This is a genomic window from Pseudomonas putida, assembly GCF_005080685.1.
Lineage (GTDB): Bacteria > Pseudomonadota > Gammaproteobacteria > Pseudomonadales > Pseudomonadaceae > Aquipseudomonas > Aquipseudomonas putida_V.
In genome coordinates this window covers 778,304-790,994 of record NZ_CP039371.1, presented here as the reverse complement: position 1 = coordinate 790,994, position 12,691 = coordinate 778,304, and the positions used below count along the sequence as shown (strand labels likewise).

At 60.9% G+C, this 12,691-nt stretch carries 5 protein-coding genes; all 5 read right to left on the bottom strand.

The window, feature by feature from the left end; genetic code table 11:
- Positions 1-207 precede the first annotated feature (207 nt).
- Complete coding sequence (locus E6B08_RS03870; RefSeq protein WP_136912815.1) at positions 208-807, bottom strand: hypothetical protein; 600 nt, start codon at positions 805-807, stop codon at positions 208-210.
- Positions 808-1,016: 209 nt separating this feature from the next.
- Complete coding sequence (locus tag E6B08_RS03865; RefSeq protein ID WP_136912814.1) at positions 1,017-1,379, bottom strand: hypothetical protein; 363 nt, start codon at positions 1,377-1,379, stop codon at positions 1,017-1,019.
- A gap of 10 nt (positions 1,380-1,389) precedes the next feature.
- Positions 1,390-1,854 (bottom strand): hypothetical protein, encoded by a 465-nt coding sequence (locus E6B08_RS30955; RefSeq protein WP_202877486.1) that lies wholly within the window; start codon positions 1,852-1,854, stop codon positions 1,390-1,392.
- Between the two features lie 246 nt (positions 1,855-2,100).
- On the bottom strand, positions 2,101-2,598 hold the full coding sequence (locus E6B08_RS03855) for a DUF2247 family protein (protein ID WP_136912813.1): 498 nt from the start codon (positions 2,596-2,598) through the stop codon (positions 2,101-2,103).
- A gap of 10 nt (positions 2,599-2,608) precedes the next feature.
- A complete protein-coding gene (locus tag E6B08_RS03850; protein ID WP_136912812.1) occupies positions 2,609-12,691 on the bottom strand; it encodes a hemagglutinin repeat-containing protein in 10,083 nt (3,360 codons plus the stop codon).

Sequence of the window (12,691 nt, the reverse complement as noted above, 5' to 3'; positions counted from 1 at the left end):
TCTACTATTGCTAGCGGATCACGCTCCACAAGTTTTTCAAGTAAATCTTCTGCTGCCCAATGCAGAATCATGTCTCCTCCCCCCGTCCTTGCAGAGGATGAGATCAGGCAAAGGGGACAGATTTATTTAATAGAACCAAATAGGGGCAGACCATCCCTATTCGTCTAGCGAAAAATAAATCCGTCCCCATTTTGCCCGAAATAGCTCTTATTTCATATGCGAGCACGGACTGTAGACCTCTAGCACGTCAACCATATCATTGAGAATCAAGGTGGACGGCCCAGACGGGGCGACTACTGTCTGTCTCCTTTTTATTCCGGACGGCCTCTGAAAGTTTATCTCCGGCCCGTCAAAACTGTGTTGCCCATTAGAATGTAAATAATCAAACATATGCGCTTTAAAACGGGCGTTAATCTCATCTCGATCTGCCTGCAAAGGTCCGAGCATATAAGCTTTAGAATCAGTGAAGGCGAAAAAAAAACCATCCGCAGCTCTTCCGCCGGGGACAGTTGAGCAGATGACATCTTCGGATTTGAGAACGCGGGCCTGTACATACTTGCCGTTGACAAAATGAGCCATCACCAGACCATCCGGCGTAACGATTCCAATTCCTTTTTCGGGCTTGCACCCTGGAGCACTGCCGTAAGGATGAACACACCAGTTCATTCTCGACGAATCGATGATAGTACCCAGTATCAAGTCCTGACTCATCTGTTGCCTGGCTTCAGGGCTCTCGTACTGGTACACGTTACCTGAGCAAGCGCTGAGAGTGAACGCCGTGGCTATCATAGGAACAATACGCAGCATCGCCGGTCCTTTAGTTTTATATGAAGTATATAAAGGGGACAGCCCCCAATAATTAGTAAGAAAAGCGAGAAAAGGGGACAGATTTATTCAATAGAACTAAATAGGGGCAGGCCAACTCTATTCGTCTAGCGAAAATAAATCCGTCCCCATTTCTTTGCACTCCTAAGTAAGAGTCATTCAACCCTTTCCCTTTTTCCTCATTTCTTCTTCTATTGGTCCGACCCACTATTCCCCCGCAATGTCCACCATCGACAGCTCAGATCAGGTTCAAACATCACCCTTGCCTCTGAAATTAATTCAGCGAAACCAAATACAACGCGAACTCCCGCTCCTGACCCATCACGCACCACCTCAATTATCTCAACGTTTTCCGACGAAATTACCGCCACTTCCTGCTTGGAGAATCTCAACACAACCTGAAAAGACTCCATAATCGCACTAAATGAGAAATCCATTTCAAGATCGCTATTTCTTGACTTAATTGTGTAACTACATAACGCCAAGCTTGGGTCGACCTCGATAGGTTCGATACCAAACTCTTCCAAAAAATCATTTTCACTCAGAAATTTCATCATTGATCCCTTAATGAATCGGTATGACCGTACTCAGTTTACGGGTGCCATCCTCGAGAACTTGAAAAGTGCTTTGGAGGTTAGCAGCCTTGCCCGACGGCCCCATAAGTAACGACTCCCTAACCTCGAATGTCCCATACTGATTGGAGAATGTCTTGATCACATTTCCTTGCGTTTTAGCCGAAAGCGTTAGGTGATCGGTAAGCAACTGCCTTCCAGCGGCACTATCTGTAACCCCAAGCCGTTTCATCTCCAGCGCAAGCTGATTCGAGCGAGCAGCATTATGCGAGTTACTAGCCACGCGACCGAAAAGGTACTCAAATTTACCCGGCGCGATTTCGATTCGCTTTGCACCTACTAGATAATCCATAGCCTTCTGAACCTGCGCAAGCCCATCGCGCTCTGGCACACCGGCAGGCTTCGACCCTGCTTGCTTACCTACAGCGGCTCCTCCGATGAGCGCCAGACGCTCCATGGTCGGTGCCCACTCATTAAGGACATTACTGAGGTGTGCATAGCTATCAACCGAGCGCTCCAGCAGCGCTGTCTTGTACGATTCGCAGGTCGTTGTCCCACACTGAACGGACATCAGTGCGCCTATGCTATCGGCGATTTGAAGGCTCTTTTCCTTGGCCCTTTGAGGTCCATAGGTGTTCTGGGCCTCCTCGACATTCAGCAGGCTTTCATCGTCGTATTTCTGCTTCTCCCACTTTAGACCAACTTATCCAGAACGACTAGCTTGAAGCTCCTGTCTAAAAGACTCCAATACATCGGACCAATTCTTAAAAAGTTGACTCTCACCCTCTAAAGAAGGATCTATTGCCGGCATATACCGCACAATAGAAGCAATAGATTCCGGATAATTAAAATCCGCATATAGCTCTTCGACAAGCCCTAGTGGATTTCGATATCTATCCCTATTAAGAAAGACCCACAGAAAAATCAAAAAAACCCACGCTTTCTCCGCCCCCCCTACATCTCGCACATCTTTGACTGCGAGGCGACTAACGCACTCCTGGACATCATTGCCATCATCGCCACTCAAGCAGGCCAACTCATAGTGCTCCGCAGGAGAATCCGAAGAAAGCCTTTTAGCAGCATATTCAACCACTCCTTTTGAATTTAAGAAGCCGCGATCCAAACCGTACTTGATGTCTCCCCAACTCAACCATGGTGCTTCTGAGAAGCAAAAACCACCATCTAAAACTATTTGCTGCATACCGGACCTCTTATCTTGGTAATCTAGATGGAATTTGGTTAGGCATACCAGTAATCTTTCCGGCTGGGATAAACCTCTGATGAGTCAACTCACCCTTGGCGTTAACGAGCCACTCGAATATACCAGACTTGCCATCCACGGCCCCTTCCATCTGGGTAAGGTTGTACGACTTTCCATCCCCACCTCGGATGGTGAAAAGCCTTCCTTTTTCTGGGATCTGGTCAATCACATAACTGGGAGCACGATGAAGAGGGTCTTCTTTAAGTGCACTTCCGACAGGTTGTGCATTTTTTATCTCTTGGGCTGCATAACCTGCTCGCTGTCTTTCGAAAAGAGCAATATTCGATGCGGAATCTGTCGCTTTTGGACCAGAGACTAACCCGCTACTCTCCCCTTGACTACCCGCGCCGTTTAGCTCAACCCCCGTAGCTTGCTGACCACCACCTTTCCCCAACCGCCCGAGAGCACTAATCAGCCTTTTCCCCAACCCCCCCGCAGCCGCAACCTGCAGCACCTCCAACGCAACAGCTGTCCCCTCCCCGTATCGCTGCCGTATCAGCTCAAGCTGAATGGTGTCTATTGCCGCTTCATTCGACTCCGAGGCCAGCTGAATACCAATCGCAGCATTGACGTCTTCAAACCGCAGTTTCTCCATCGCGGCTGCGTTCAGCCCGCGCTCCGAGGCCAACTGCCTCATCAACCCCATGCATTGATCTGGATTGCTCTGGCAGAGCCCAGGCAGGCTTGCATTCCGGGCCGTGTCCAAATCTGCGTAGTACCTGAGGGTCTGCTGCTGACAAGCCTCGTCACTGCCACAGCCTTTGACTTTCTCGTTTCGCTCCAGAATCTCTTCATGCAGCAAATAGTTGTACTGAGTGGCACTTCCCGCCACCCAGGCCCCTTTCTGTAGGCTATCGGCAGACGCGTCGCCCTGCGTCGAAGCCGCCAGCACGCCGATCAATTGGGAGCTCATTATCAGCAAGCCCTTCTTGTCATCGACGGGCAGGCTGGCGTATTGCTTGGCAAGGCTATCTACCACGGCCTCGTTGACCCCAGCCGCCAGCGCTCCGGTACGGAAGTCGCCACCTGCCGCTTCCGCAGCCAAACCGCCCACCAAAGCATGCAGGCCGATCTTGCCGATGCTGCCGTCTTTCAACACGCCGGCAGTGGCATCCCCGACCAGATTGAAGCCGTAGGCCGCAAAAGCATTGGCCAGGCTACTGCGCATCGCATCGCTGAGGTTTCCTTCACCCCCCAATGCCCGGTCCACCAGCGCGGAGGTACCGCCTTGTAGCAACTGATTGGCTGTAAACTGGCCCACGCCTTGCCAGGTTCCCAGCCCGGCGGCCGACGTGACTGTCCCGCTATTCGGCAAGGCGGTCGAGGTACCGGTCTCCGTAGAGGTCCATTTGTCGAACAGCCCAGAGGTCAATCCAGCTGTCGTGCCGGCCACCGCATACCCACGCAGGGCATCACTGGACGTCACATCCTTGAGTACATCGCCCAGATTCCCACGGTTATTGATCGTGCTGACCGCACCGGTGCCCGCCATGCCGCTGAGCACTGCAGTGCCTGCCGCATTCAGCCAACCCGCCGACGTCGTCGCGGTAGCTGCTGCTGTGGCGCCAGCCATCGAGGTTCCGGTTCCAGCCGCTGCGATTGCTGTGCTGGCCGCCCCAGCCGTGAGGTAAGTCACGACGATCGCAATCACTATCTGAGCCCCAGCCCCCAACCCAGAATGGCTGTACTTCCAGCTATCGTGGACTTCCTGCACTCTGCGCCAATCCACATCACCGCGAGCCTCAGCGTCTTTCAACCAAGCGAGTTGAGGATCCGCCTCCACCATCGCATCAATGGTCTGACTCACGGTCTTCTGATCGATGTGCTTCAGGTCGACCTTCAGCCCTTCCACCGCCTTGATCGTCAGCGCCCCCTGAGCAAACAACTGACTCTGCCGCAGGGTCTCGTCGGTGCTGCCCTTGCCTTTCATGCTGTTCCAGGCAAGGTCACCTTTGGACTTCTCGTGACTCTCCTGATGCAGGTCTTTCACCCCTTCGAAGGTGATCCCCCCACCACTCTCCAGAGTCAGGTCCTTGCCACTCTCCAGCTTGGCGACCTGGTAGGTCTGATCGCCCTCGCTCTTGAGCGTCAGGTTGCCGCCTGCGTGGACTTCACTTCCCACGTGGGTTACCTGGGTAACCTCATCACGCTGGGTCTTCTTGCTCCCCCAGTCGCCCTTTTTCTTCATGTCGTACAGCGAATAATCGCTGTCTTGTTGCGCCAGCAGGTTCAACTGCCCACCCGCCACCAGATAGGCCTCATCCCCGGCAGTGACGCGACTTGAAACCAGATTGAGGTCGGTGCCGGATGCCAACACCACATCACCGCCAGCGACCACAGTACTGGCCACCTGCTGGACATGATCTTCCTGGCTCGTGACTTTTTTGGTCTTGCTCGCCGAATGTTGCTCATTGGCAGCGGACACCAAATTGATGTTTTCCGTCGCCGACATCACCACATCCCGCTTGGCCTCGATCGCACTGGCCACCGCACTGACATCGCGCCCCGCATTCACCGTCAGGTCCCGCCCAGCCTGCACACTCGACCCGTTCTGGGTCACGCTGCTGTCGGTATGGCGCACGCCGCGGTCATTGACCACCACCTGCTCGACCGAAGTCAGCTTCACATCGCGCCCGGCCTGCAGGGTAGTGTCGGCCCCACTGCTGAGCACCCCGCCGTCGTTGTTCAGATCACGCCCGGCCTTGATCGCCAGGTCGTTCGCCGCCTCCACCCGGGCGGCGGTGTCGACGAAGTCACGCTGCTGGGCGTAGCTGCCGTTGCTGCTCTGGTGCGAGGTCAGGGTGCGTTCGTTGATCACGTCCTGCACGGCAGCCAGGCTCACGTCGCGCCCGGCGATGATGCCGCCGGCCTTGTTCACCAGGTCGTTGCCGGCCAGCAGGTCGAGGCGGTTGCCGGCTTGCACCAGGCCGCTGTTGATCAGGTCGTTGCCGGCCTGGGCCGAGAGGTTGTTGCTGGCGCGCAGGGTGCCGACGTTGTCGAGGTTCTGCCCGGCGATCAGGCTGACGTCGTTACCGGCGATCAACGCGCCGTTGGGCGCCAGGCGGTCGGTGCCGTGGGCCAGGTAGAGCACCGGCACCAGCACTTGCTCGCCGTTCACCTCGGCGGTTTCCAGCCAGACGATGTCGTGGGTCAGGGCGGCGACCTGCTCGGAGGTCAGGCTCACGCCCACGGCCAGGTCGAGCTGTTGCTTGCTCTGGATGGCGTTGTCCATCAGGTACTTGAACAGCTGCTCGTCGCTGCTCTGGCCATCGATGAAGCGTTGGCCGGTGCGGGCGAGCACGGCTTGCTGGATCAGCTTCTGTTCGTAGAAGCCGTCGCCCAGGCGCTTGGCGCTGTCGTCGGGGTCGTACCCGAGGTTTTCCAGCAAGTAGTCGGAACTCATGAACTGCTTGAGGTCGGTGAGCACCGGGTTGGTTTCGATCAGGTACTTGTGCGGGTTGCTGCGCACGCTGCTGTCCGGCAGGCCTTGCACCCGGTCGATGGTGAGCGGGCCCTGGCCATTGAGCGCGGTCGCCTGGGTAATGCTGTCCTCCGCGCCCAGACGGGTGTCGACTGCGCTGGCGGGGCCGGCGCTAGCTGCCTGGGTACGCTCGGCGGTGCTCAATGCGGTACTGCTGGCGGTCGCCAGGCTGGCGTCGGCGGCACGAATGTCGTGCCCCTGTATCACCGGCAGGGGTTGCTGACGCTGAGCCAGGCCCAGGCTTGCGCCGCCAATGCTCCAACTCTGCGGGCCGCTGGCAGAGGTGCTGCCCGCCTCGCTGCTGAGGCGGAACAGGCCGTTCTGGCCGGTGGGCAGGCTGAAGCCTGGCAGCGCCAGCGGGTTGATTTGCTGCTGGGCGAGGTCCGGGGGCAGCTGCTGGTTGAGGGTGATACGGGTGGAGAACGCAGTGCCAGGCGCGGTGGTGTCGGTGCGCGCACCGCTGCCGATGTAGGCATAGCCCGGGCGCACCACACTGTTGTCGATGCCATTGCCGGCAGTGATGCTCACTGCGCCATTGGCCTGCATGACGGCGGCATAGCGCTGGTCACCCGAGGACAGTTTGCGGGTGCTGCCAAGGCTTACCAATTCGGCTTCGGTCTTGCCGATGAACTGGGCCAGGTCGGCTTCCAGCCCACCCAGGTTCGCGGGGTCGTAGCCCGCGCTCTCGAACCAGTACTTGTTGGTGATCGAGCTGGCGAGCTGATACAGCGACCCTGCATTGTTGGTGCGCTGCGAACGCACGATGCGGGTGGTCTCGGTCTCGCCGGTCTCCACGCCGGTGTTGGTCAGGTTGTCGACCGTGGCCACCAGGTTGCCGCCAGCGCCGATGGTGCTGCTGCTGTTGAGCAGGTAACCGCCGTGGATGGTCAGGTTGCCGCCGGTGGTGATGCTGGAGGCGGCACTGGCGTCGATGACTTCGAACTTGTCGCGCTGGACGATTTCCCAGACGTGGTTGCGCTTGCCGCTGCAGTCGCCGGCGTTGTAGCCCTCGATACAGGCGACTTCGCCGACGCGGGCGGTGTAGAGGCCTTTGTCATCGGTCTGCAGCACCGCACGCACGTTTTGAATGGTGCTGGCCGCCAGGCTCATGGACAGGTCGCTCTGCAGCGAACCGGAACTGTTGACGATGCTGTTGGCCAGGCCGCCCAGGCCATCGCGGTCGATGCTGAGGCGGCCCAGGCTGTAGACGTCGGCATAGCTGTTGGTCAGGCTGGCGACCCGCAAGCCCATGTCCTGGCCACTGAAGATCAGGCCGCCGTCGCTGTTGAGCAGAGCTCCGGTGGTCAAGGTCAGTCCCTCGCCCGCCCCCAGGGTGCCCTGGTTGCTGACGCCGCCGGCGCCGAGGGTGAGCCCGGCAGCCGAGGTCAACCGGCCAGCATTGTTCAACTGCCCCGCCACGGTAACGCGGGTGGCGCCGCCACCGGCAATGCTGCCCGTGCTGCCGAGATTCACCTGCCCGGCACCCAGGCCGAGGGTGCCGCGGCTGCTCAGGCGACCATTGCCGGTGTAGGTGCCGGTCAGATCGAGGCTGAGGCTGCCATCGCTGGCGATCAGGCCGTCATTGCTCCAGTTGCCGCCGCTGCCCACCAGCGCCTCGCTGGCCAGTAACTGTCCGCTGGCGGTCTGGCTGAAGTCGCCGACATTGACGCTCAGGCGCCCGGCCTGGATGACGTTACTGTTGCTCCAGCTGGAGGCGTTGAGGGTCAGGCCGCCGCGGGTGACGATGCTGCCGCCGGCGCCGGTGACGTTGGCGGTGCTGATGGCGAAGTTGCCGTTGCCGACGTGCAGCAGATTGCCGCCACCGTTGAGGAAACTGCCGACACCCAGGGAGAGATCGCTGTTGGCCGTTTCCAGGGTGCCGTTGCGGTTGTCGAACTGGCCACCGATCTGCAACCGCGTGGTGCCACCGCTGCCCAAGGCACGCAGTTGGCCGGTCTGGTTGTCGAGGCTGGCTGCGCTGATCGCCAGGGTGCTGTCGCTCTCGATGATGCCCAGGCGGTTGTTCAGTGCGCCGCTGAGGTCGAGGTCGATGCGTTGGCCGGCAATCTGGCCATCGTTGTCGCCACTGTTGTCGAAGCTGCCGCCGCTGACCTTGACCAGGCCCTGGGCGTACAAGCCGCCGTTGCGGTTGTCGAAGTCGGCGGTGGTGACCAGGGCGTCGCCGGCCTGCGCGGAGATCCGCCCACCGTAGTTGTCGATCCCCGCCAGGGCCTTGAGGGCGAGGGACTGCGCCTGGGTGATACCCCCTTGGCGGTTGTTGTTCAGGTCGTAGCCGTTCTTCAGCACGCCGCGCAGGTCGGCGTTGAGCGCGCCTTGCAGGCTCGACAGCACGCCGCCGCGGTTGTCCAGGTTGCCGGCCGTGACGCCGAGGTCGCCGGCGTCGGCAAGGAGGCGACCACTCTGGTTGTCGATATCACCGGCCACCAGCACCAAGGCACCCTGACTCTGCAGGGTGCCCTTGGCGTTGCCCAGGCTGGCGGCGCGCACGTCGAGGCCGCCGTTCTGGCTGTAGATCAGGCCATCGGCGCTGTTGTGCAGTTCGCCGTCAACCGCCAGGGTCAGTTGCTGGTTGGCCGCGACGGTACCGCGATTGCGGTTGTCCAGGCTGCTGGCGAACAGGCTCAGCAAGCCTTGGCTGGCGATCTGGCCGCCCTGGTTACCGACCTGGGTGGCGTCGATACGCAGCGGGCCGGCGCTGGCCAGCTTGCCGTTGTTGTTGGTCAGGGCGCCGAGCAGCTTCAGGGTCACGGCGGCGTTGCCGATCAGGCTGCCGGCGCTGTTGTCCAGGCTGTTGGCATTCACCTCCAGGGCCTGCTGGGCGCTGATGCTGCCGGCGCCATTGCCCAGGGCCATGGCGTTGAGGGTCAGGGCCGCGCCGCTGTCGATCAGGCCGCCTTGGCCGTTGTTCAGCAGGCCACGGATGGTCAGACGTTGCCCGCCCGCACTGGACAGGATGCCAGCGCCACTGTTGTCCAGGTTCGCCGCCGACACGCTCAGGGCCTGCTGGCTGACCAACGCGCCACCGGCGCTGTTCTGCAGGTCGCCGCTGACCTGTACATCAAGCGCGCCGCTGCGGCTGGACAAGGTACCTTGGTTGCGGTTGTCGAGGCTGCCCAGGTCGGCGCCCAGGCCTTGCCAGCCCGAAACCAGACCGCCCTGGTTGAGCAGGCGCTGGGCAGTGACATGCAACTGCCCGCTGCTGATCAGCTTGCCGGCACTGTTGTCCAGGCCACGGCCGGACAGGTCGAGGCCTTGCTGGCTGGAGATTTCACCGCTGCGGTTGCTGAGGTCGCGCAGATGATCGAAGGTCAACGCGCCAGCGGTCGTGATCAGGCCGCCGTCGTTGTTCAGGTCGCCTGTGGCACTGCCGAAGTCGAAGCGAATGGTGTTGCCCAACAGCGAGCCTGCCTGGTTGTCCACGGACCGGGCAGCGATATCCAGCAGGCCTGCGGCGTTGATCAGGCCTTGCTGGCCGTTGTTCAGACGGTCGAGCACCTGCAGGTCGAGGCCGCCACGGCTGCTCAGCGTGCCGCCGCTGTTGTCCAGGCTGGCAGCGTGAATATCGAGACTTTCGGCGGCGACCAGGCCTTTGATGGTGTTCAAGGCCTGGGCGATGCGCAGGGTCAGCGACTGGTTGCTCAGTACCTTGCCGCTGCCGTTGTCGAGGCTGCGGGCAGCCAGGGTGAAGGCCTGGGCCGAGGAGATCTCGCCGCCCTGGTTGTTCACGTCGCCGAGCTGCTTGAGCACCAGCAGCGGGGCATTGATCAGGCCCTGACGGTTATCCAGCAGGCCGTGGTTCAAGTCCAAGGTCAATGCGCTGTTGCTGAACAGTTGCCCACCTTGCTGGTCCAGACCAGTGGCATTGACCGCGAGCGCGCCGTCACTGGCGATGCGTCCGCCGTCGCGATTGCTCAGCTGACCGGCGGCCAGGTCGAGGCTGGCGCCACTGTCGATCCGGCCTTTGCGGCTGTTGTCGAGGCTGCTGGCCTCGATGCTGGCCAGCCCTTTGGCGCTGATGATGCCCTGGTCGGTGTTGGCGACCTGAGCGGCGCGCAGGTGCAGCGCGGCATCGGTGACCAGTTCACCGCCCTGGTTGAGCAGGTTGCCGGTGTGCTCGAGGGTCAACACACCTGCGCTGGACACACTGCCGGCGCGGTTGTCGAGTTCGCCGCTCGCCAGGCTCAGAGTGCCCTCGGCACTGATCAGGCCCTGGCGGTTGTCGAGCTTGCCTTGCAGCTTGGTGTCGATGGCGTGCTGGCTGAGCAGCAGGCCGCCGGTGTTGTCCAGGCTGTCACCGCTCATGCGCAGGCCGACCTGGCCAGAGAGCCCCCCCTTGCTGCGGTTGATCACCTCGGCGACGGCCATCTGCAACGAACCGGCGGCGAGTACCTTGCCGGCATCACTGTTGTCCAGGCGAGTACCGCCCAAGGTGACGTCAGCCTTGCTCGACAGCTCGCCCGCGCGGTTGTCCACCGCTGCGAACTGCAGATCGAGGTTGTGGGTGGCGCCTACCAGGCCGCCTTGACGGTTGTCGAGGGTGTCACCGCTGAGTGCCACGGCCCCGGTTGAAACCAGCACACCGGCCTGGTTGTCGAGGTTGCCGACCTGCGCGCTCAACTCGCTGCCAGCAGAGACCTGCCCCTGCTGGTTGACCAGGCTGCCGGCGCGGACGTCCAGGCGTTGATCGGCGATCAGCGTACCGCCCTGGTTGAGCAAGTCGCCAGCGACGACCAGTACCTGGTCGGCGCGACTGCTGATCAGGCCCTGGCGGTTGTCCAGGCTGGCGCTGTGCAGATCCAGGGCATCGGCCGAGACCAGCCCCTTGAGATTATTCAGCAGTTGGTCGATGCGCAGGGTCAGGCCCTGTCCGGCGATCAGTCGACCGTTGCGGTTATCCAGGCTGCGCGCCGCCAAGGTGAAGCTCTGGTCACTGGATATCTCACCTTGCTGGTTGTCGACTTCAGCGAGATTTTTCAGCACCAGCAGCGGCCCGTTGATCAGGCCCTGGCGGTTGCTCAACACGCCGTGGTTCAGGTCGAGGGTCAACGCAGCTTTGCTGAACAGTTCGCCGCCATCCTGGGTCAGGCCGGAGACGCTGGCGACCAGTGCCTTTTCACTGGCGATACGGCTGCCCTGGCCGTTGTTGACCTGACCCGCCGTCAGCTCAAGCCCCTCGCCACTGACCAGTTGGCCGCCCTGGAGATTGTCCAAGGTGCCGGTGGCGACCTTGGCTGCGCCGTTGCTGCTGAGCACGCCGAGCTGGCTGTTGTCGAGGCTGTGGCTGCTGATCGTCAGGTCGCCGTCGGTGGTGATCGAGCCCTGGCGATTGAGCAGCGCGTCTCTGCTGGTCACGGCCAGGCCCATGGCGCTGGAGAGCTTGCCGCTGTCGTTGTCCAGGTGGCCGAGATTGGCAGTGAGGTGCCCTTCGGCACTGATCAGCCCCTGAAGGTTGGCCAACCCGCCGCCCAGGCGAATATCCAGATCCTCGCCACTGACCAGGCGCCCCTGCTGGTTGTCCAATCGCTGGCCGACGATGCTCATCGGCCCTGTGGCAGACAGCAGGCCGAGGTTACGGTTGAGCACCTCGGCGACCTGCACTTGCAGCGTGGTGCCGGCCAGGACCTTGCCGCTGTCGCTGTTGTCCAGTCGGCTGCCTTGCAGGGTCAGGCCTTTGCTGGTGGAGATTTCCCCGCCACGGTTGTCGACTTCGGCCACGTTCAGTTGCAACGCGCTGGTGCCACCGACCAGGCCGTTGCCACGGTTGTCCAGGTGGGTGCCGGTGAGCAGCAGGTCACCCTGGGCTACCAGCTCGCCACTTTGGTTGATGATCCGACCAAGCTCGGCCACCAGCGCACGCTGGCTGGAAATCCGCCCGCCGCTGTTGTCCAGGCTGTCGGCTTGCAGACGAACCGGGCCGCCGGCACTGAGCAGGCCGCCACGGTTGTCCAACTGCGTACCGTCGTAGCTGAGGGCTGCCAGGCTGCTGAGCAGACCTTGCTGGCGATTGTCCAGGCTCGCGGCACGCACATCGAGCCCGGTCGCGGAAATCACCCCGCCTTCGTTGTTCAGCGCCTGGTCCAGATGCAGGGTCAGGCTCTGGTTGCCAAGCAGCTTGCCGAGGCTGTTGTCGAGGCTTCGTGCGATCAGCACGAACGCTTGGGCGCTGGAGATCTCGCCCTGGCGGTTATCCACGCTGTCGAGTTCATTCAGCGTCAGGCGCGGCGCATTGATCAGGCCGCCCTGATTGTTCAGATGGCCTTTGTTCAGTGTCAGGCTCAGTTCGCTGACGCTGGTCAGACGACCACCGTTGCTCTGGTCGAGCCCCGTGACATTGGCGGTGAGCGCCTGGTTGCTGGCGATACGCCCGGCATCGCCGTTGCTCACCTGGCCGGCCTTGAGGTCCAGCGTCTTGAGGCTGGTGAGCTGGCCGGCGCGGTTATCCACAGCGCCACTGGCCGTCAGGCCAAGGTGCTGGCCGGCGCGCACGGTCCCGGCAGCATTGTCCAACTGGCCGACCTTGGCGTTGACCAC

Bases quoted from the DNA above. Each gene is read 5' to 3' on its own strand.
- E6B08_RS03870 (WP_136912815.1), bottom strand. From the start codon at position 807: ATGCTGCGTATTGTTCCTATGATAGCCACGGCGTTCACTCTCAGCGCT.
- E6B08_RS03865 (WP_136912814.1), bottom strand. From the start codon at position 1,379: ATGAAATTTCTGAGTGAAAATGATTTTTTGGAAGAGTTTGGTATCGAA.
- E6B08_RS30955 (WP_202877486.1), bottom strand. From the start codon at position 1,854: ATGGAGCGTCTGGCGCTCATCGGAGGAGCCGCTGTAGGTAAGCAAGCA.
- E6B08_RS03855 (WP_136912813.1), bottom strand. From the start codon at position 2,598: ATGCAGCAAATAGTTTTAGATGGTGGTTTTTGCTTCTCAGAAGCACCA.